We start from the raw sequence: 20422 nt of genomic DNA on the forward strand, positions 1-20422 counted from the left end.
TCAGACACTTCGGTCGTCGGATCCTTCGGTCGCGGAGACGGCGCCCGTAGCGCCCGGTTTGAGTTCGAAGAGCTCGCGCAGCGCCTCCGCGTAGGAGTCGCCCCCCGGAGTGGCGGCCAGTTGCTTGACGCGCACCGTCGGGGCGTGCAGGAGCTTGTCGACGACGCGGCGCACCGTCTGCGCCACCTCGTCCCGGTCCGCGCCCTCCAGGCCCGGAAGACGCGAATCCAGCCGCAGCAGTTCGGCTTCCACCACCTCGGCGGCGCGGCGACGCAGCGCCGTCACCGTCGGCGTGACCTCGGCCGAGCGCTGCGCGGAGAGGTACTCGGCCAGCTCGTCGGAGACGATCCGGCGGGCGTTCTCGGCATCCTCCTCCGCGGCCTGGGTGCCCGGCTCGCGGGAGAGCGCGTCGATGTCGATGACGGCCACGCCGGGCAGGCCGGCGACGGCCGGGTCCACGTCCCGGGGCAGGCCCAGGTCGCACACCACCAGATCGGTGCCGACGGTGCGCTGCGCCAGCGCGGAGTGCACGTCGGCGAGGCTGACGACGCTGCCGACGGCCCCGGTGCACGCGATGAGCACGTCGGCGTCGGCGAGGGCGGCGACGAGGCCTTCCATGGGGATGGACCGCGCATCGTCGACCCCGGCGTCGAGGGCAGCCTGCGCGAGCCGCGCCGCCTTGTCCTCGGTGCGGTTGGCGACGGTCACGTCGACGACGCAGGCGCGGGCCAGGTGCGCGACACCGAGGCCGCCCATGGCGCCCGCGCCCACGACGACGGCGCGCTGCAACGAGCCGCCCTGCGCCCGGAGGATGGCCTGCGCGCGATCGAGGGCGACGGAGACGACGGAGGCGCCGGCCTTGTCGATGCCGGTGTCGGTGTGTACGCGCTTACCCACGTGCAGGGCGCGCTGCGCGAGGTCGTGGACGACGCGGCCCGCGACCCTGTGCTCGTCGGAGGCGGCGTAGGCGCCGCGGATCTGGCCGAGGATCTGCTGCTCGCCGACGACCATCGAATCGAGGCCCGAGGCCACGGAGAACAGGTGCTGGACCGCGGCCTCGGAGTAGCGCACGAAGGCGTGCTTGCTGAGCTCGTTGATCGTGAGGCCCGAGCGGGCGGAGAGGACATCGGAGACGGCTTCCAGCGCGGGGTGGAAGGCCTCGACGACGGCGTAGATCTCGACGCGGTTGCACGTGGTGACGACCATGACCTCGTCGATGTGCGGCGACTCCATGAGCTGCGCCAGCACCTTGGGACGGTCGGTCTCGGTGATCGCCAGCTTCTCGAGGATCGACACCGGCGCACTGCGGTGCGACGCGCCGAACAGCAGAACCGACACCCTCGACGCTCCTTCGAAGATCATGACGGGAGAACTACGGTCCGTAGTTTCCCGTTAAGGCACCGTACCTCGCATCCCCTGAAATGGGAAAACGCGCACAGCCTCGCCTCACCCGCAGAGGTGACGGGGATCACCCGCGCGGATCGTTCAGCCCAGGATATCGGCCCGGGCCTGCGGAGCGCACGCTCCGAACGGGCGCGGACCACTCACGGGCCGAGTTCCGCCCGCAGTCCTGCGGCATCCACGTCCCAGTAGCTGTGCACGGCCTCGTCGAGCAGGACCACGGGCAGCATGTCGCCGTACTCCCCGCGATACTCGGTGTTGCCGGGCGCGTCGACGTCCAGCTGCCGGTACTCGACGGGGCGTTCGGCGGCGCGGAGTTCCTCGACGAGCGCGGTGAGCTCGTCGTGGGCGCGGGCACACATCCCGCACCCCTCCCTGGTGAGCAGCGTGATCACGGACATGTGCCGAGTGTCCCACCCCGAGCGCGGCGCGCGCCGCTAAGGTTGAGGGGACATCACGCACGTGGGATCACGCGAGTGGGGAGGTGCCCTTGTCCGACCAGGCCAACGCCGATGAACAACGGCAGAGTGCCGCGGGCGAGGCGAGCGCGGACGCGGCTCATTCGCTGCTGCTCGAGAAGGAGGGCCGCGAGGACGGCCAGGTGCCGCCCGATCTGACCGCGGCCGCCTTCTTCGACGTCGACAACACGATGGTGCAGGGCGCGTCGATCGTGCACTTCGCCCGCGGCCTCGCCGCGCGCAAGTACTTCTCCTACTCCGACCTGGCCTCGGCCGTGTGGGCGCAGGCCAAGTTCCGGTTCACGGGCAAGGAGAACAGCGACGACGTGGCCGCCGGGCGGGAGAAGGCACTGTCCTTCATCGCCGGCCGGTCCACCGAGGAGCTCAAGACCGTCGGCGAGGAGATCTACGACGAGATCATCGCCGACAAGATCTGGCCCGGGACGCGCGCGCTGGCGCAGATGCACCTCGACGCCGGCCAGCAGGTGTGGCTCGTGACGGCCACCCCGGTCGAGCTGGCGCAGACCATCGCTGACCGGCTCGGGCTCACGGGTGCGCTCGGCACGGTGGCGGAGTCGCAGGACGGGGTGTTCACCGGCAAGCTCGTCGGCGACATCCTGCACGGCCTCGGCAAAGCGCACGCCGTCCGCTCACTGGCGATCCGCGAGGGCCTGAACCTCAAGCGCTGCACCGCCTACAGCGATTCGCACAACGACGTGCCGATGCTCTCCCTGGTGGGCACCGCCGTGGCGATCAACCCGGACTCCGACCTGCGCGACGTCGCGCGCGTGCGGGGCTGGGAGATCCGCGACTACCGGACCGGCCGCAAGGCGGCCAAGATCGGCGTCCCCACCGCCATCGGCGTCGGCATGGCCGTGGGCGGTGCCGCGGCGCTGATCAAGCACTTCAGCGACGACTAGGCCGATCACCGGCGGCCGCCACCCGACCGCCCCCGTCGGGTCAGAAGTCCTGGAAGATGTTCTTGCGGCGCGCGAGGATGCGGTACAGCGACTGCTGAATGGTCTCGCGAACGTTGTCGGTGAGCTCGAAGACGACCATGGGGTCGTCGGCGTCCGCCTCGGTGAAGCGATCCGTGGCGATGGGCTCGCCGAACTCGATGTGCCACTTCGACGGCAACGGGATCATGCCGAGCGGGCCGAGCCACGGGAACAGCGGCGTGATCGGCGCGTACGGCAGGCCCAGCAGGCGTGCGACGGGCTTCACGTCGGCGAGCATCGGATAGATCTCCTCGGCGCCCACGATGGACACGGGAATGATCGGGACCTGCGCGCGGATCGCGGCGGTCACGAAGCCGCCGCGGCCGAAGCGCTGCAGCTTGTACCGGTCGCGGTAGAGCTTGCCGATGCCCTTGAAGCCCTCCGGCCACACGGCGACGAGTTCGCCGCGGGTGAGCAGGGCCTCTGCGTCCGCGTTGCAGGCGACGGTCGCGCCCAGCTTGCGCGCGACCTCGCCGATGAACGGGTACTCGAAGGTCAGGTCGGCGGCCAGCAGGCGCAGGTGCCGCGCGTCGGGGTGGTTGTCGTGCACCGCGACCGCCGACATCAACCCGTCGAGGGGGATGACGCCCGAGTGGTTCGCCACGAGCAGCGCGCCGCCCTCGCGGGGCAGGTTCTCGGCGCCGGTGGAATCCACGCGGAACCACTTGTCGTAGACGGGCCGCAGCGCCGGGAGGAACAGCGCGTCGGTGAGGTGCGGGTCGAAACCGAAGGAGTCGATGTCGTAGTCGCCGGTGAGCCGCTCGCGGACGAAGGCGGCACCGTCGGCCACCGACTCCGCGGCGCGCTCGCGCCAGCCCGGGCCGGGCTCGTCGGGCTGCGCGGCGGCGATGTAGTCGGGGTTGAGGGCGTGCACCGTGGCGTCGCGCCGCGGGGCGGCGGACGCCGGGGTGCCGGTGAGCGCGGACGGATGCCGCTGCTGCGCGCGCTCGCGCCCCTCGGTGCGAGCGGTGTCAATGGACACGGGCAGCTGCAGCACCTTCGCGTGCTGTGAGCCTGAAGCGTTGGTCATGTGTCTACCGTCCAGCCGTGCCGTGCTCAAGGAGCGATTCCCGCGAACCGTCGTGCTAGCGAGGCGACCCGCTGCTCGACGGCCACGATCGAGTCCACACCGATTGTAGGTTCTGCGCGCCCGTGGCGTGCGGCGTCTTCCATCGCCTGCCGCGTGGTGAAGCGCGGCTCGAAGCCGAGCTCCGCCCGCATCCGGGTGGTGTCGAAGGCGTTGCCGAAGCTGAGATACGCGAGCTGCACCTTGTCGGTGGTGCCGCGGCCCCGGCCGCGGATCGCCGCGACGGCCGGGCCGAAGGCGGGATTCGTGACCGGCAGCGGCACGCGCCCCGCAAGGCGGATGGCCTGCGACATCGAGATCGCACCGTCGCCCGCGATGTTGTAGGTGCCGGGCTTTCCCGCCACCACCGCGTGCTCGAGGGCGCCCAGGGCGTCGTCCTGGTGCAACAGTTGCAGCCGCGCGTCACGGCCGATGATCGACGGCACGACGGGCCGCTCGAACAGCGAGCCGAGCAGCGTCTCGATGTTGGGGCCGAGGATGGGCGCGAGACGCAGAATCGTGAGGTCGATGTCGCTGCGGCGGCGGGCCATGCTGCGGGCGTACGCCTCGGCGTCGAGCAGATCACGCGGGTGTCCGCTGGCCGCGCTGCCGCTCACCAGATCCTCGGTGACGAGGGCGGGGTTGCGCGAGCGGGAGCCGTACACCTGGGTCGACGAGCGCATCACGACCAGCTTCACCGTCTCCGACTTCTGGCACGCGGCGAACACCCGCATGGAGCCGAAGACGATCGCGTCCTTGGTGGACGCGGACGGGAAGTGGTTATCGGTGACCGATGTCGAGCAGTGCACGACGGTGTCGACCTCATTGGTCGCCATGATCTTGCCGAAGATGTGACTGCGGTAGTCGACACGGATGAATTCCGCGGGCTCCATCCGCCGGTGCATCGCCTTTGTCGGCGGGACGGCGTCCACGCCGATCACGCGCTCGATGTCGGGACGCTGCGCGAGCCGGCGCACGAGGTAGCCGCCCACGAAGGTCGACGCGCCCGTCACCATGACGACGCGCGGCGCTGTGACCACCGACTCACTCATTACTGAAGAGTAACCGGAAACACGAGAGCCCGCCCAGATCCTGGGCGGGCTCTCATGAAAGTGTGACCAGAAGGCCTACTTGCCGAGTTTTCTACGCTGCACTCGAGTGCGGCGGAGCAGCTTGCGGTGCTTCTTCTTCGACATGCGCTTGCGGCGCTTCTTGATCACTGAACCCATGGGTTCCTCACGTCTCTCTATCGAATTGCCATGTCCGGTGCGCGGCGGCCGGGTACCGATGAGCCCCCGCGTCCACGCAGCAGGCTTCTACTTTACCCGTCGCGGTGGCCCAGGCGAAATCCGCCCGTGCCGCCACTGCCGCTGGAGCTGTCCGACGTGGCCTAGCCGGCGTCGAAGAACGAGGTCTGCAGGTAGTCGTGGACGGCCTTCTCGTGAACCCGGAAGGACCGGCCCACGCGGACCGCGGGGAGCTCCCCGTTGTGCACCAGGCGGTAGACCGTCATCTTCGACACCCGCATGAGGGTGGCGACCTCGGCCACCGTCAGGAACGACGAGCCGGCGGCCTGGGGAGCCTGGGCCCCGGCACCGATCTCGGCGGGCTTCGTGTTCTTATTTGCAGACGCCATGTAATCCCTAACCTCCGGCACGTGTCGCGCCGCCGGCTTCCCCTCCGGCGGACCTGACACGCACGTGCTTCGAGCAGCTTAGCGGTACCAATGGGAATAATGCGACGGGAGTGAGCTAACCGAACCTTCTACGCGAGGCGACCGAGCTCAGCCGATCGCTCGGCGCACGCCCTCGTCGCTGCGTAAAACGCAGTTCGGAGGCCATTTTTCTCCAGCTCGCGGATCGCGGCCGCCGTCGTGCCGCCCGGAGAAGTCACCGCCGCCCGGAGCTCCACGGGCGACGAGGAAGTCTCAACCATTAGTGCACCCGCACCCGCGATCGTCTGCGTCGCGAGGGTCGTCGCCTGGTCCCGGGTGAGCCCCAGATCCACACCGGCGTCGATCAGCGCCTCGGCGACGAGGAAGGCATAGGCGGGCCCGGAGCCGGACAACGCCGTGAGCGCGTCGAGCTTCGCCTCGGGCACGACGAGGGTCTGGCCCACCGCGTCCATGACCTCCCGCACCTGCGTCACGTGCGCCTCGGTCGCGTCCCGCCCGCCCGAGATCCCGCTCATCGACCTGCCGACGAGCATCGCCGTGTTGGGCATGACGCGCACGACGGGCGTCCCGGCGGGCAGAGCGGCCTCGTAGACGGCCGTGGGCACGCCCGCGGCCACCGAGGCCACCACGGCACCCGGACGCAGCGTGGTGGCGATCTGAGGCAGGATCGCGGTCACCACGTCGGGCTTGACGGCGATCACTACGAGGTCCGCGCCGTCGACCGCTTCGCCGACGGTCGTCACCGTCGACACCCCGTACCGCTCGACCAGTTCGCCGCCGCGGCCCTCGTGGGGCTCGGCCACCGTCAGCGCGCCGGGCTCGTGCCCGGCGGCGATCAGGCCGCCCAGCAGGGCCTCGCCGATCCGTCCGCCGCCGATCAGCGTGATCCGACCATCCATCTTCGTACTCCTCGCTCGGTTCTTCAGGGCTCGGTGACCTCGGGGCTCAGGATTCCGGCGGCCGCGGCGCCGGCACCATCGCCAGCTGCCGGGACGTCGCGACGACGTGCCCGGACTCGTCGACCAGCACGTGATCCTCCTCGAACCACCGCTGCCCGACGACGGGCGCGGACGCCCGGAACCGCAGCCAGCCGTCCACGGGCTCGCGTCGCACCGACGCGGTCAGCGTGATCGTGGGCGCCCAGCCGATGCCGCCGAGGTTCGCGACCACCGGCAGCGAGATATCGGTGGCCAGCAGTGCGAACAGGCCCGAGAGGGGCTCTTCGCGCAGCCGCACCCAGCCGCGGGTCTCGGCGGGGCCGGTGCGCCCCTCGATCACGGGCAGCGTCGACGCGTCGTACCGCACCTCGGCGACGCGCCCGACCTTGAAGATTTTGGCCGCCGGATGCTCCGGATCCCACGCGAGCGCATCCGCGGGCGGCGTGGGCGGCATCGCGTCCACCGGGAGGGGCTCGGCGTAGCGCTCCTCGCCCGCGTCGCGGCGCGCGAGGGTCACTGCGGCCTGCACGTAGACGCGGTCGCCCTGCACGGCCTCGACGGTGACGAAGGAGGTGGTGCGGCCGCGTTTACGCACGTCGGTGCGCAGCTCGATGTGGCCGGGGTCGGGCGCGCCGAGGTACTCCGCGGAGATCACCACGGGCGCGGCGTCGGGTTCTCCCCCGTCGTCGAGGTAGGCGGTTCGCGCCGCCGAGGCGAGGACGGCGAGGAGCGCGCCGCCATGCACCTTGCTGCCCACCGTCCAGGTGGGATCGATGTCGGCGGTGTACCCGCCGGCGGCTTTCGCGACGGAGACGAGGTCCGCGAACGAGGCCATCTGTGCGCTCTCCTTACCCGGGCACCCGCGCGGGCGCTCGACGTCAGGCGACCGGGTCGGCGCGCAGGTGCTCCCGCGCGAATTCCAGCGCCTCCGTGAGCATCGCACGTCGCTCCTCCGGCGTCTTCGCCGAGCCCGTCGCGATCTCCAGAATCACATGCCCGTCGAAGCCCGACGCGGCGAGCCGACGGCACACCTCCGCGGCCGGTTGGGTGCCGCGGCCGGGCACGAGATGCTCGTCGACGGCCGCGCCGAGGCCGTCCGTGAGGTGCAGGTGCCGCAGCCCGTCACCCATCCGATCCATGAGCTCGAGGGCGTCGACCCCCGCGGTCGCGGTATGCGAGAGGTCCAGGGTGTAATTCGCGTAGCCCACGTCCGTCGGGTCGATCGACGGTGCGAACGCCGAGACGGCGGTGCCCGGGTGACCGCGCCGCTTGAGCCGCTCGGCAGCCTCGCCGCGGCGCCCGAAGAAGGCGTCGAGCCGCATCGGGAACATGTTCTCCACGGCGACCGCGACGTGGCTGCCGTCCTCGAGCTCACTGACGAGGTCGATGAAGTTCTCGGCGTAGCGCCGCTGCCAGCGGAAGGGCGGGTGCACCACGACGGTGTCGGCGCCCAGGTCCTCCGCCGCCGTCACCGCGCGACCGAGCTTCGCCATGGGGTCGGGGCCCCACACGCGCTGGCTGATGAGCAGGCAGGGCGCGTGGACGGACAGCACCGGAACGTCGTAGCGCATCGACAGGCCGGCGACGTTCGCGATGTCCTGGCTCGCCGACTCGTGCCAGACCATGAGCTCGACCCCGTCGTAGCCGGTCTCCGCGGCGTACCGGAAGGCGTCCTCGAGCTTCTCGGGATAGACCGAGGCCGTCGACAGTCCGACCGGAATCCCGCTCACGCCGCTGAGCGTACTCAGCTCGAGCCGAGCGCCATCAGCAGCGGGCCGAAAGTGATCACCAGGCCCACGAACAGCGCGAGTCCTAGGGTGAGGTAATCGGTGGTCTTGCGCAGGTAGTGCGTGAAGGTGACGATGCCGATGATCACGATGAACGCCAGCACGACGGTCAGCGCGATGGTCGGCCAGCCGCCGCCCCAGTTCCACAGCTTGAAGAAGCCGAAGAACAAGCCGGCACCGGCCACCAGGCCGAGCACGACCTCGGCGACGAGGGCGAGCCAGCCGCGGCCCTTGCCCTTCGGCTCGACCTGCTCGTCGGAGTCCTCGTCGGTGTCCTCGGCGTCGCCCGGCTTCGTGAGGAAGTCGGGGGTGGTGGATCCGGCGGGCCCGTCGTCGAACCGCTGGGCGCTCAGCGCCGCGGTATCGGGCGTCGCGGGCACTGCGGCGGCCTCGCGTACGTCCGGGTCCGGCCCGGGGACGGGCTTGACGTCGACGGTGTCCTCGGACTCGACCTCGGCGAACCGGGACTGCCGCTCGCGGACCTGAGCGGTGTTGAAGTCGGCGGTCGCCATGATCGGGGCGTCGGCCTGATCCCAGCGCGACCAGGCGAAGTCCTGGTCCTGCTGCGACTGTGCGGCTTGGGCGGGCGCGACGTCGGCCGCGTCGGCCGACTCGGCCGGGGCGGCGAAGTCGTCGGCCTGCGGCGTGGCCTCCGGCTCCTGCGACGCCGCAGGAGCCTGCGCGCCCCGTCCGCGGCGGAACAGCCCGCGGCGCGGTGCGGGCGCCTGGGCGCCGTCGGCGGCCTCGTCAGCGGCGGAAGCCTCGGGCTCCGGCTGCGCGGGCGCGGCGGAGGCACCGGCATCGGCGACGGCCGCGGCCAGGAAGGACGAGGTGACCGGCTCGTCGTCCTGCTCCTGCTGCGGCGCTGGATCGGGCTCGACAGCCGGGGCCGCGGGCGCCGCGGCCTCGGGCTGAGGCTCGACGGTGTCGGCGACCTGCTGGTACGCCGCCGGCTGCACCGGGGCGGCCGGCCGCTGCGGGGCCTCCTGCGCTGCCTGCTCGACGGGGGCCGCCTGCTCAGCGGCGTCGACGGCGTCCGGCGGAGGCGTGTCGTCGCGGACGACCGGGATCTCGCCGGTCAGCTCGGCGACGGTGATCGAGTTCTCGCCGCCGCGATGACGTCGGCGGCGTCCGCCCGCCGGCGGGGGCGGGGTGTCGCCGTCTCTGGCGAGCAGCTCCGCCAGCGAAATCCTTCGCTCCTCGCTCATGCACGTCACCGTCCTATGGCTCGTCGCCCTCGTGGGCGCTGCGCGTGGCGGAGTTGTCACATCCGCCACTCACGCCCTGTGTGGTCTCAGAAGATTCTACTTGTACACCGTGGCGCATCCGTGGCGGCACGCGCGGCGGTCCATTATGTTACTTCGCGCCTTTATTGAGCTTAACCACTGCTCTCGGCGTGAAGCCGGCCTGGGTATCCAGATACCGCAGGATCACGCCCTCGCGCAGGGCCCACGGGCAGATGTCGAGCTCCTCGACCTTCATCGCCCGCATCGCGGCCTCGGCGATCAGCGCGCCGGCGACGATCTGTCCCGCACGGTCGGAGCTGAGCCCGTCCAGCTCGCGACGGTCGGCCTCCGTCATCCGGCTGATGAAGGCGATGAGCTGGCTCAGTCCGCGCGCGGTCAGCGTGCGCTTGACCCGCGGTCCGGCCGACGAGGGCGCCGAGCCCGTGAGGCGGGCGAGTGTGCGCATCGTCTTCGACGTTCCCGCGACGAGGTCGGGGGTGCCGGCGGCCTGCAGTTGGGCAGCGGCGGGGGCGATCTCGGCGTCGAGCCAGTCGCGCATCATGGCGACGCGGCGGCGCCCGGGCGGATCGTCGGGCAGCCATTCGCGGGTGATCCGGCCGGCGCCCAGCGGCAGCGAGAGCGCGACGTCCGGCTCCTCGTCGACACCGTTGCTCATCTCGAGCGAGCCGCCGCCGATGTCGATGTTGAGCACGCGGCCCACGCTCCAGCCGTACCAGCGGCGCACCGCGAGCGCGGTAAGTCGGGACTCGTCGGCGCCGGAGAGCACCTCGACGACGACGCCGGTGGCCTCCCTGACGTGCGCCAACACGGTGTCGGTGTTGCTGGCGTCGCGGACCGCGGAGGTCGCGAAGGCCATCACCTCGGAGCAGCCGGAGCTGCGCGCGATCCTGGTGAACTCCTCGACGGAGTCGACGAGGGCGTCCTCGCCGGCCTGGCTGAGCCGGCCGCTGGGCTCGATCTTCTCGGCGAGCCGTAACGTGGCCTTCGTCGAGCTCATCGGCGTCGGATGCGCGCCCCAGTGGGCGTCGACCACGAGTAGGTGCACCGTATTGGACCCGATGTCGAGGACTCCCAATCTCACCCCGCCAATCTAGACCCGACTACGGTGGCCCCTGTGACCGACCTTCCGATGCCCGGCGTGCGGCGTCCCGTCCCGGAAGTCCCCCTGGACTTCCCGCGCGAGTGGCTGGAATTCATCGATCCCGCCGATCCCCGGCACCTGATCGCCGCGGACCTGACGTGGCTGCTCTCCTACTGGACGTGCATGTTCGGCACCGCGTCGTGCCACGGGATCGAGCCGGGCCGCGACACGGACGGCTGCTGCAGCCACGGCGCGTTCCTCTCCGACACCGACGACCGCAAGCGCCTGAAGAAGGCCGTCGCCGAGCTCACCGACGACGATTGGCAGTTCCGCGGTAAGGGACTGGGGAAGAAGGGCTACCTCGAGGAGGACGACCTCGACGACGAGCCCGCCCTGCGGACGCGCCGGTACGACGGTGCCTGCATCTTCCTGAACCGGCCGGGGTTCCCGGGCGGGGAGGGATGCGCCCTGCACGCCATGGCCCTGCGGACCGGCGTGGAGCCGCTGACCGTCAAGCCCGATGTCTGCTGGCAGCTGCCCGTCCGGCGCACCCAGGAGTGGATCGAGCGGCCCGACGGGGAGCAGATCCTGCGCACGACGATCGGCGAGTACGACCGGCGCGGCTGGGGCGCCGGCGGCCTCGACCTGCAGTGGTACTGCACGGGCTCACCCGAGGCGCACGTCGGCGCGCAGCAGGTGTGGCAGAGCTACGCTCCCGAGCTCACCGAGCTGCTCGGCGAGGAGGCGTACGCCGCGTTGGCCCGCGAGTGCGCGGCGCGCCAGGACCGCCTGGTCGCCGTGCACCCCGCTACCGCCGCCGCGACGGAGCGGCAGTCCTTCGACATGAAGTACGTGGAGCTGTAGCCCGCCTTTATCGGCTCTACGCCATCCTGGTCATGGCCAGGCGCGCCTGCACCCCGCCCTGGATCGGCCCACCGACGGCAATGGAGCGGGGTCCGGAATGGATGAGACTCAGGAAGATCCGCTGGCCAGCAGTGAGTGGAACGAGGCCGGAGATGACGCTGACGTTCTCCCACGTCATGGCGATATTCGTTGACTCCAGGATCTGCATCCCCTCGGCGTACACCTTGCACATGAGGCTCTCGCCCCCAGAGGCGCCCTCCCACGGCATCTGTGCGGTGACGAGGTACATCCCGGTAACCCGAACCGTCAGCCCCGCGCGAGTGGCCTGGGCCTCACCGTTGGGCGCATTCAGATCCGTCTCGACGGACCACGTCGGCATCCACGCGCTCAGCCCGTTCAGATGGTGCACCCCGCATGTGACAGACGCGGTCGGCCTCAGGTCAGCGGACGGGCTCGCCCCATCAGGCGCGCCCGGCGCATCGCGCGACTCGGCGGAAGCGGGCGGACCACTCTCCTCGAGCTCGGCGATCGAGGCCGTCAGATCCGCCTCATATGCGCCGAGCCCGGCGAACAGCACAGGGTCATCTTCGAATTCGGTGCGGGCTCGGCCCAGCCAGGCGAGAATCTCCTCGTCCGAGTGCTGCCGTCCGAAGCCTTCGGCGGCAAGCCCGTCCGCATGCGACTGCCAGCGCATGCCGCGCGTGGCGAGGAAACGGTCGACTGCGGCGAGCGCCTTCAGCTCGGAGCTCGGTGCCCCACCCCCGCAGCCGTACAGCGCACGCGGCAACGCCCCGTCGCCGAAGACCTCGATGAAGGCGCGGTCGAGGTCGATCGCCCCCTGACCGTCATCGACGATCGCATCCCACACGGGGCGGGCGATGAGAGCGAAGACGAGCGGTACGCCGTCGAACGTCGTGCCGGAATCCGAGGCCGGCTCAGCCTCCTCGTAGAGCCCTAGCCAATCGGACATGTTGCGAACCAGGTTGCTGATGACGTCGTGGATGGACGGATCCCAGCCGCCGGACGGCCACCCGTCGTCCGTCCAGTACCTCCCGGACTTCGTCGCCTGCGCGATTCCGGCCGCAATCAGCTCGGTGTTCCGGCTGTCGTCCGGAGTGATGCCACCGTAGTAGTCGTAGTCTCCGACGATCGGCAGCGCCGCAGGACGATAGACGCCGCCCGGCTCCCGGCTGAGGACTACCATCGCGGCCTCGGTGTACGTCAGGCTCACCCCGGTGATGGCGCAGTTCACGTCGTACATGCCCACGCCGGGATCGTACCGATGTGCCCGCCGCACTGGCCTGCCGGAACTTAACAGCACTAGCCCATAACGCGTCCTGCGGAAACATGTGCATCGAATGCTTGCTACTCACGGGTAACTGCATCCGCTGCTACCTACTCATCGGTAGGACCTCATCGCAGAATCTCACCGCACGCGGGTACTAATGCCAGCGGCGACTAGGGCTCGAGCTTGTAGCCGAGGCCGCGGACGGTGACCAGGTGCTTCGGGTTGGCCGGATCCGCCTCGATCTTGCCGCGCAGGCGCTTGACGTGAACGTCGAGCGTCTTGGTGTCGCCCACGTAGTCGGCGCCCCAGACGCGGTCGATGAGCTGCCCGCGAGTGAGCACGCGGCCACTGTTGCGCAGGAGGTACTCGAGCAGGTCGAACTCCTTGAGCGGCAGAGTCACGGCCTCGCCACCGACGGTCACCACGTGCCGCTCGACGTCCATGCGGACGGGGCCGCCCTCAAGCACCCCGTCGTCCAGGCCGTCGGCCGCCGCGGTGTCGGCGCCGCGGCGCAGCACCGCGCGGATGCGGGCGATGAGCTCCCGGGCCGAGTAGGGCTTGGTGACGTAGTCGTCGGCGCCCAGTTCGAGACCCACGACCTTGTCGATCTCGCTGTCGCGCGCGGTCACCATGATGACCGGCACGGACGAGCGGGCCCGCAGCTGCTTGCACACGTCGGTGCCGCTCATGCCGGGCAGCATGAGGTCGAGCAGGACGATGTCGGCGCCGGCGGAGTCGAAATGCCGCAGGGCCTCGGCACCGTCGGTCACGACGGTGGTCTCGAACCCCTCCTTGCGGAGCAGGAACGCCAGAGGGTCGGCCAGCGACTCCTCGTCCTCGACGATCAGTACGTGTGTCACCGCAGTACATCCTCACTGTGGTCATTGCGCTCTGCAGGTACCGCGCCCGGCTCGACCGGCGCCGGCAGCACCAGCGTGAAGGTCGAACCCATGCCCGGCTTGCTCCAGAGCCTAATGGTGCCGCCGTGGTTCGCGGCGACGTGTTTGACGATGGCGAGACCGAGTCCGGTCCCGCCCGTCATCCTGGACCGCGCCTTGTCGACGCGGAAGAAGCGCTCGAAGACGCGCTCCTGATCGTCGGCGGCGATGCCGATCCCCCGGTCGGTGACCGCGATCTCGACCGATGCGGCGTCGTCGGGCCCGGCGGCGGGGCGCAGGCGACGACTGATCGAGACCTGGGTGTGCTGCGGCGAGTACGCGATCGCATTGGAGATGAGGTTCGACAGCGCAGTGAGCAGCAGCGTGTCGTCGCCGCGAACCTCCAGCCCGGAGGGCTCGTCGACGATGAGGGAGATGTTGTTCGCCTCGGCGGAGACCTGGGCGCGGGCCACGGCCTCGCCGACCACGTCGTCGACCTCGACGCTCCCGAGGTCGGGCAGCTTCTCCGCGCCCTGCAAGCGGGAGAGCGCGATCAGCTCGTTGACCATGTTGCCCATGCGCGTCGATTCGACGAGGACACGGGAGCCGAAGTGCCGCACCGCCTCCGGGTCGTCGTCGGATTCCAGCAACGCCTCGGCGAGCAGGCCGATCGCGCCGACAGGGGTCTTGAGCTCGTGCGAGACGTTGGCCACGAAATCGCGGCGGGTGGCCTCCATGCGCTGGTTCTCGGTGTCGTCGTCGGCGTAGACCACGGCGTACCGCTCGTCGGGCTCGGCACCTTCGATGAGGTCCACCTGGCAGCGCACCGCGATGCTCGCCCGGTCGGACCGGCGCGAGACCGTCAGTTCGACGGTGCGCGGCGCCCCGGTCTCCAGTACCAGGGAGGCGGCCTGCCAGACGCGGTCGTCGAGGAGCTGCTCGCGGATTAGCGAGAACTCCTCGGCGCGGGGATTGAAGGCGATGACGTCGCGGAAGCGGTCGACGACCACGAGCCCGGTGGGCGACTCCCGGATCACCGCCCGCTGCAGCTCGGCCACCGTCATGCGGGTCGGGCTCTCCGGGGCGGCGGTCGTCACCCGCTGCCGGAGGCGCTGCGCGAACCATCCGATGAGGGCGCCCGCCAGGGCGAACACCACACAGAGGGCCACAGTCACGCGGTCAGTGTACCCAGGTTCTCCACCGATTCTTCACATCGGGAACGGTTGGTGAACAACGAGTTACCGGTCGGCGTCCACCTCGACAACGGAGGCGTACTCGGGGTGCGTGGCCACGTAATTCGCAACGTACGAGCACACGGCGCGGCCCTGCTTACCCGACGCGACGATGTCGTCGAGAGCGGTCTTGGTCAGCACGGCCGCATAGCCGTTGCCGCCGTATTCGGCGTCGACCACCGTATGGGTGAGCAGTCGCACGTCCACCTCGTCGACGTAGTCGAGGAAGCCCGCTTGCTCGCCGTCGACGGTGAGCACGTAGCGCTCCTGCTCCGGGGATTTGGTCACAGTCACCTCAGCCATGTAGTCCAAACTATCGCCTGGGCGCCACCGGGGCCTGAGGAATAACTTAAGGGGCGGTACCGATTTTGTCGGTACCGCCCCGTCGTCGATCGTGGGACTACTTGGCGCCCTGATTGGCGACCGCGGCGGCGCCCGCGGCGGCGGCCTCCGGGTCGAGGTAGGTGCCGCCCGGGTTGGCCACGGCGCCGTCCTCGGTGAACGAGTAGGTCAGGGGAATGCCGGTGGGGATGTTGAGCGCGGCGATGTCGGCGTCGGAGATGCCGTCGAGGTGCTTGACCAGCGCGCGCAGCGAGTTGCCGTGCGCGGCGACCAGCACCGTCTTCCCCTGCGCGACCTGCGGCTCGATGACGGCCTGGTAGTACGGGATGAAGCGCTTGACCACGTCGAGCAGGCACTCGGTGAGCGGGACCTGCGGCAGGTGCGCGTACCGCGGATCGCCGGTCTGGCTGTACTCGTTCTCCGGGTCGATCGCGGGCGGCGGGGTGTCGTAGCTGCGGCGCCACAGCATGAACTGCTCGTCGCCGTACTTCTCCTTGGTCTCGGCCTTGTTCAGGCCCTGCAGCGCCCCGTAGTGGCGCTCGTTGAGGCGCCAGTCGCGGATCACGGGGATCCAGTGCCGGTCGGCGGCGTCGAGGGCGAGGTTCGCGGTGGTGATCGCGCGGCGCAGGAGCGAGGTGTAGAGGACATCCGGCAGCAGGCCGGCCTCCTTGAGCAACTCGCCGCCGCGGACGGCCTCGCCGCGCCCCTTCTCCGTCAGCGCCACATCGACCCAGCCGGTGAACTGGTTGGACGCGTTCCACTCGCTCTCGCCGTGGCGGAGCAGGATCAGGGTGCCGTAGGTCATGCGCCGTAGTTTAACGCCCGCCGGATCGGCCCACGCAGGTCCGCGACGCTGCCCTCCGGCGTGCGCGGCGGAGCCAGCGACCGGGCGCCGTGGAGTCGGTCGAAGAGGAGCCCCTCAAGCAGGCTGACCAGGTCGGCCGCGGCCCGGCCGGGGTCGACGGTGCCGACTCTGCTCACGACCACCGCGCACGGTTCTGGTCCTGTCTGAGGGCCTGATCATGTACCTCTCCCCCGACGAGGCCGACGCCCTCGCGGACACCCTGCTGGCCGCGGGCGTCGGCCGCTGGTGCCTGGACCTCAGCGCCGCGGGCGTGGGCTCGGTGATGGCCGAGCGGAACCGCGGCATCCTGCGGCACGCGCCGTGGCGGTTCCTGCCCGCGGACGGCGTCGCCCACATCGAGGCTCGTGGGTGGCACGCGGATCAGATCTCACCACTGTTCCCCGCCGCTGTGGCCCTCGGCCGCCTGGACTGGACGGAGGCCCACCGTCTGGCCGCGGGGCCGCAGCCCGACCCGCGCGATCCGGGCCACGCCCCGTGGAGCGGCGTCGTGACGTACTCGCCTCGGGCGTGATCGGACCAACACTCCACGGAGTGGATCGATCCCAGCAGTCCGGTAGCTACTGCGAATTCCGCCAGCGCAGCAGGGCCTCGATGACCGTGTAGTCGAAGCCGGGTGCAGACAGCTCGGCGGTGAACTCCGTCGCGCCCTCCGCGACGAGCTGGTCGGCGAAGGTGAGCGCCTCGTCGACGCCGACACCGCGCGGGATGGCCACGTTGTGCGCGATCTCCTTCGGGTCGCGGCCGATCTTCGCGCACGCCTCCGCGAGCACCGCCGACTTGTGCCGATAGGTCTCCAGGTCCACGAAGTAGTGCCACACCGAGGCGTACTGCGCCACCAGTGGGAGGGTCTTCTTCTCGCCGCCACCGCCGATGAGGATCGGGATATCACGGGTGGGAGCGGGATTGAGCTTGCTCCACCGCTCGGTGATCCGCGGCAGGGCCGCCCCCAGGTCGTCGAGGCGCGAGCCGGCGGTGCCGAATTCGAATCCGTACTCGTCGTAGTCGCGCTGGAACCAGCCGGAGCCGATGCCCAGGATCAGGCGACCTTTCGAGATGTGGTCGACGGTGCGCGCCATGTCGGCGAGAAGATCGGGGTTGCGGTAGCTGTTGCAGGTGACCAGCGCGCCGATCTCGATCCGCGAGGTCTGCTCCGCCCACGCGGCCAGCATCGTCCAGCATTCGAGGTGGGTCCCGTCGGGGTCGCCCGAGAGCGGGAAGAAATGGTCCCAGTTGTAGACGACGTCGACGCCCAGTTCCTCGAGCTTGGCGACGGCGTCGCGGAACTGCTGGTACTCGGTGAAATGCTGGGGCTGAAGTTGGACTCCGATGCGCATGGAGTCGACGCTACTCAGCGGACAGCGGGCGCGCTGGCCGAACCGGGGAGAACCACGATGACCAGAGCGAATGCGGCGGCGATGGCGACCGACACCGCGACCACCAGCCCCGTCCACCCGAGCGCGGCGAACGCCGCGCCGCCCGATGCCCCGAGCACCGAGGAGCCGGCGTAGTAGCAGAACAGGTACCCCGACGAGGCCTCCGCCCGGTGCTCGGTCGCGAGCCGGCCGACCCAGCCGCTGGCCACGCTGTGCGCCGCGAAGAAGCCCGCGGTGAAGACGACCATCCCCGCGAGTACGGAGGGCGTCGAGTCCGGCAGCGTGCCCACCAGGCCGGCACCCATCGTCGCGATGGACGCGAGCAGCACGCGGCGCCGGCCGTGGCGGTCCGCGAGCCGGCCCGCCGCCCCGGACGAGACGGTGCCCGCGAGGTAGATCAGGAAGACCAGCCCGACGACGCTCGGCGCGAGCGCGAAGGGCTCGGCCAGCAGCCGGAATCCGAGGAAGTTGTAGACGCTGACGAAGCCGCCCATCAGCAGGAAGGCGAGCACGAACAGTGTTACGAGCTCGGGCCTGCGGAGGTGACCGACCATGCCGCGCATCGTCGTTCCCACCGAGACCGGCTTCGGCACATGGTATCTCGATGCGGGCAGGGTGCGGATCATCACCACGGTCAGCGCCGCGGCGGCCACCGCGAAGAGCTCCATGGCGCCGCGCCAGGCCATCACGTCGAGCCCGACCGCCGTGACCACGCGGCCGAGCAGACCGCCGATCGTCGTGCCCGCGACGTACCGCCCCATCGCCCCGCCCAGGTCGCGCCCGTCGACCTCCTCCGCCAGGTAGGCCATGGCGACGGCGGGGACGCCGGCGAGCGCGATCCCCTGCAGCCCTCGGAGGATGAGCAGAACGGGCAAGGTCGGCGCGAGCGGGATCACCAGGCCGAGCAGGACGGCGGCGACGGCCGACGCCGTCATCACCCGGGTGCGGCCGAAGCGCTCGGAGAGCGCACTGACGGGGATGATCGCGATCGCCAGCAGACCGGTGGTGACGGAGACCGCGAGCGCGGAGACGGCGGGTGCGGAGCCGAACACCCGGGTCAACTCCGGGAGCACCGCCTGGGTCGAGTACATCGAGCCGAAGGTCGTCAGGCCCGCGACGAACAACGCGAGGGTCGTCCGACGGTACGCGGGCGTCCCTGCGCGGAGCGGCGCGGTCCCGGTGCTCTCGACAGCGGCGGTCATAGCGCCCACGGTGCCCCCGAAGCACCGATGTGAAAAATGCATGGATACGACCACAGTGATAGAAAGAACGCATGCCCCCAGGTGACAGGCCCGCGCCCAGTACGTTGGACGACCTCGTGCGGTTCATCACACTGGCCGAGACCCAGCACATGACCGACGCGGCGGCGACGCTGCGGATCACTCAGCCCACGCTCTCGCGCACCCTCGCCCGCCTCGAAGCGGAGATCGGGGAGCCGCTCTTCGACCGGCGGCACGGACGCCTCGTGCTCAACGCGAGCGGCGAGATCTACCTCGATCACGCCCGGCGGGCGCACGCCGAGTTGGAAGCGGCGCGGGCGCAGATCGCGGACCTGCGGAACCCGTCGCAGGGCACGATCCGGCTCTCCTTCCTGCACTCCTTCGGCGTCGCACTGGTGCCGCGGCTCGTCTCCGGCTTCCGCGCGCGGGAGCCGCGCGTGAGCTTCGAGCTGTCGCAGTTCGCCGCCGGGACGGTCACCGAGCGGGTGCTCGCCGACGAGGCCGACCTCGCGATCGTCTCGCCCCGACCGGCTACGAGCGCCGTCGCCTTCGGCCTGCTCGCGGTGCAGCGCCTGGCGCTCGCGGTCCCCGACGGGCATCCCCTGGCGGAGCGCCCGTCGGTGCACCTCTCCGAGGCCGCCGACGCAGACTTCATCACGATGCACCCCGAGTTCGGCCTGCGGCGCATTCTCGAGGAACGCTGTGCCGCGGCAGGTTTCCGGCCGCGGATCGCCTTCGAATCGTCCGAGTCCTTCACCGTGGCGGGCCTGGTCGCGGCTGGGCTCGGGGTGGCCCTGCTGCCGGTCGACGAGGATCCGCTGTGGCCGCCGGGCCTCGTGCTGGTGCCCATGTCCGGGCCCGCACCCACCCGCGAGGTGGGACTCATCTGGCGGCCCGACACCGCCCTCCCCCGAGCCGTGCGCGCCTTCCGCGACTACGCGTTCGAATCCTGATCACGGCGGGCGACGGCGAAGATCCGGCGGAAAGGTAGGACCGTCCCGAAATCCTGTGGCGGGTAAGCGATGTTCAGCTCCGCCTTGTACCGGACGACGAAGTCCTCGCGCGCGGCACCGTCGAGCCGCGCGAGCACGGGACGCGCACCCGTGCCCGAGATCCACTCGAAGACGGCGTCGGGCCCCTGCAGGACGTGCAGGTAGGTGGTCTCCCAGACATCCACCTGCCAGCCCGGGCGCTGCAGCGCTGCAAGATACTCGGCCGGCTCGCGCACGTCGATGCGGCGGAAGTCGGTGACGCCGTGCTCTGCGGCGAGGCGCCACAACAGCGCGTGCGAGGGCGCGTCCTGGTTGCCCGGCACCTGGAAGGCGAACGCGCGGCCGGCACCGTCGGCGGTAGCGGGCAGCAGGTCGATGTGCCGGTCGACCCACTGGTACATGGCGTTCGAGACGATCACGTCGGGCCGCTCGCCATCGGGCCGCCACGCGGCGGCGTCCCCGGTCTCGAAGGTGACCCTCGAGTCCGTCACGTCGGCGCGGGCGCGCTGGATCATCTCCTCGCTGGAGTCCACCCCGTGGATCGCCGCCTCCGGCCAGCGGGCGCGCAGCGGCGCGACGTCGTTGCCCGGGCCGCACCCGAGATCGACGACGGTGCGCGCGTCGCCGGGGATGCGCGCGAGCAGGTCGGAGAACGGCCGGGTGCGCTCGTCGCCGTAACGGAGGTACTGGGACGGATCCCACCGGTGGGAAGGCATA

The 20422-nt window shown here is 70.5% G+C and carries 24 protein-coding genes; 4 read left to right on the plus strand and 20 right to left on the minus strand.

Annotation, left to right across the window (positions count from 1 at the left end; all coding sequences use genetic code 11):
• A complete protein-coding gene (locus FK529_RS03765; RefSeq protein WP_146559697.1) occupies positions 1-1338 on the minus strand; it encodes a glutamyl-tRNA reductase in 1338 nt (445 codons plus the stop codon).
• A 206-nt stretch (positions 1339-1544) separates the two neighbouring features.
• Positions 1545-1802, minus strand: coding sequence for a glutaredoxin family protein (locus FK529_RS03770; protein WP_146559698.1), 258 nt, complete (start codon positions 1800-1802; stop codon positions 1545-1547).
• 89 nt (positions 1803-1891) lie between these two features.
• On the opposite strand from FK529_RS03770, the gene FK529_RS03775 reads away from it, so the two are divergent.
• Entirely contained in the window at positions 1892-2779 is an 888-nt protein-coding gene (locus FK529_RS03775; protein ID WP_146560132.1) for an HAD family hydrolase, read from the plus strand.
• A 40-nt stretch (positions 2780-2819) separates the two neighbouring features.
• Here the strand turns inward: FK529_RS03775 and FK529_RS03780 are convergent, their stop codons facing one another.
• The 9 genes from FK529_RS03780 to FK529_RS03820 form a co-directional block, all read right to left on the minus strand.
• On the minus strand, positions 2820-3887 hold the full coding sequence (locus FK529_RS03780) for a lysophospholipid acyltransferase family protein (protein WP_146559699.1): 1068 nt from the start codon (positions 3885-3887) through the stop codon (positions 2820-2822).
• Positions 3888-3913: 26 nt separating this feature from the next.
• Entirely contained in the window at positions 3914-4975 is a 1062-nt protein-coding gene (locus FK529_RS03785) for an NAD-dependent epimerase/dehydratase family protein (RefSeq protein ID WP_146559700.1), read from the minus strand.
• A gap of 75 nt (positions 4976-5050) precedes the next feature.
• Positions 5051-5152: a 30S ribosomal protein bS22 gene (locus tag FK529_RS03790; protein ID WP_003402602.1), complete on the minus strand. Its 102-nt coding sequence runs from the start codon at positions 5150-5152 to the stop codon at positions 5051-5053.
• 161 nt (positions 5153-5313) lie between these two features.
• Positions 5314-5559 carry a helix-turn-helix domain-containing protein gene (locus FK529_RS03795; protein ID WP_068523814.1) on the minus strand — a complete coding sequence of 82 codons (246 nt, stop codon included), beginning with the start codon at positions 5557-5559 and terminating at the stop codon, positions 5314-5316.
• Positions 5560-5687: 128 nt separating this feature from the next.
• Positions 5688-6497 carry a pyrroline-5-carboxylate reductase gene (gene proC / locus FK529_RS03800; protein ID WP_146559701.1) on the minus strand — a complete coding sequence of 270 codons (810 nt, stop codon included), beginning with the start codon at positions 6495-6497 and terminating at the stop codon, positions 5688-5690.
• Between the two features lie 46 nt (positions 6498-6543).
• Complete coding sequence (locus tag FK529_RS03805) at positions 6544-7371, minus strand: thioesterase family protein (protein WP_146559702.1); 828 nt, start codon at positions 7369-7371, stop codon at positions 6544-6546.
• Positions 7372-7414: 43 nt separating this feature from the next.
• Complete coding sequence (locus tag FK529_RS03810) at positions 7415-8266, minus strand: sugar phosphate isomerase/epimerase family protein (protein WP_231702910.1); 852 nt, start codon at positions 8264-8266, stop codon at positions 7415-7417.
• A 14-nt stretch (positions 8267-8280) separates the two neighbouring features.
• Entirely contained in the window at positions 8281-9531 is a 1251-nt protein-coding gene (locus FK529_RS03815) for an Rv0497 family membrane protein (protein WP_146559703.1), read from the minus strand.
• Positions 9532-9679: 148 nt separating this feature from the next.
• Complete coding sequence (locus FK529_RS03820) at positions 9680-10651, minus strand: Ppx/GppA family phosphatase (RefSeq protein ID WP_146559704.1); 972 nt, start codon at positions 10649-10651, stop codon at positions 9680-9682.
• Between the two features lie 48 nt (positions 10652-10699).
• On the opposite strand from FK529_RS03820, the gene FK529_RS03825 reads away from it, so the two are divergent.
• Complete coding sequence (locus tag FK529_RS03825; protein WP_146560134.1) at positions 10700-11515, plus strand: DUF3109 family protein; 816 nt, start codon at positions 10700-10702, stop codon at positions 11513-11515.
• Between the two features lie 16 nt (positions 11516-11531).
• On the opposite strand, the gene FK529_RS03830 is transcribed toward FK529_RS03825, so the two are convergent.
• The 6 genes from FK529_RS03830 to FK529_RS03855 form a co-directional block, all read right to left on the minus strand.
• The gene (locus FK529_RS03830; protein WP_500482045.1) at positions 11532-12776 is read right to left on the minus strand and encodes a hypothetical protein; all 1245 of its coding nucleotides are present in this window, start codon (positions 12774-12776) and stop codon (positions 11532-11534) included.
• Between the two features lie 197 nt (positions 12777-12973).
• Entirely contained in the window at positions 12974-13663 is a 690-nt protein-coding gene (locus tag FK529_RS03835; RefSeq protein ID WP_146559706.1) for a response regulator, read from the minus strand.
• On the minus strand, positions 13660-14856 hold the full coding sequence (locus FK529_RS03840; RefSeq protein WP_146559707.1) for a sensor histidine kinase: 1197 nt from the start codon (positions 14854-14856) through the stop codon (positions 13660-13662). The genes FK529_RS03835 and FK529_RS03840 overlap by 4 nt, the downstream gene beginning before the upstream one ends.
• Before the next feature lie 63 nt (positions 14857-14919).
• Positions 14920-15216 carry a GNAT family N-acetyltransferase gene (locus tag FK529_RS03845; RefSeq protein WP_146559708.1) on the minus strand — a complete coding sequence of 99 codons (297 nt, stop codon included), beginning with the start codon at positions 15214-15216 and terminating at the stop codon, positions 14920-14922.
• 97 nt (positions 15217-15313) lie between these two features.
• Positions 15314-16060 (minus strand): phosphoglyceromutase, encoded by a 747-nt coding sequence (locus FK529_RS03850; RefSeq protein ID WP_146559709.1) that lies wholly within the window; start codon positions 16058-16060, stop codon positions 15314-15316.
• Entirely contained in the window at positions 16057-16236 is a 180-nt protein-coding gene (locus FK529_RS03855; protein ID WP_146559710.1) for a hypothetical protein, read from the minus strand. Before FK529_RS03855 ends, FK529_RS03850 begins: the two co-directional genes overlap by 4 nt.
• Positions 16237-16277: 41 nt before the next feature.
• Between FK529_RS03855 and FK529_RS03860 the strand changes: the two genes are divergently transcribed.
• Complete coding sequence (locus tag FK529_RS03860) at positions 16278-16631, plus strand: hypothetical protein (protein ID WP_146559711.1); 354 nt, start codon at positions 16278-16280, stop codon at positions 16629-16631.
• A 46-nt stretch (positions 16632-16677) separates the two neighbouring features.
• Here FK529_RS03860 and FK529_RS03865 read toward each other — a convergent pair whose 3' ends face one another.
• Both FK529_RS03865 and FK529_RS03870 read right to left on the minus strand, forming a co-directional pair.
• Entirely contained in the window at positions 16678-17454 is a 777-nt protein-coding gene (locus FK529_RS03865; RefSeq protein ID WP_146559712.1) for an LLM class F420-dependent oxidoreductase, read from the minus strand.
• Positions 17455-17468: 14 nt separating this feature from the next.
• Complete coding sequence (locus FK529_RS03870) at positions 17469-18695, minus strand: MFS transporter (protein ID WP_166436374.1); 1227 nt, start codon at positions 18693-18695, stop codon at positions 17469-17471.
• Positions 18696-18766: 71 nt separating this feature from the next.
• Here FK529_RS03870 and FK529_RS03875 point away from each other — a divergent pair, with 71 nt between their 5' ends.
• Positions 18767-19666: a LysR family transcriptional regulator gene (locus FK529_RS03875; protein ID WP_146559714.1), complete on the plus strand. Its 900-nt coding sequence runs from the start codon at positions 18767-18769 to the stop codon at positions 19664-19666.
• Here the strand turns inward: FK529_RS03875 and FK529_RS03880 are convergent.
• Positions 19648-20421, minus strand: coding sequence for a methyltransferase domain-containing protein (locus FK529_RS03880; RefSeq protein WP_146559715.1), 774 nt, complete (start codon positions 20419-20421; stop codon positions 19648-19650). The genes FK529_RS03875 and FK529_RS03880 overlap by 19 nt on opposite strands.
• Position 20422 lies beyond the last annotated feature (1 nt).

Source organism: Tsukamurella asaccharolytica (assembly GCF_007858435.1).
Lineage (GTDB): Bacteria > Actinomycetota > Actinomycetes > Mycobacteriales > Mycobacteriaceae > Tsukamurella > Tsukamurella asaccharolytica.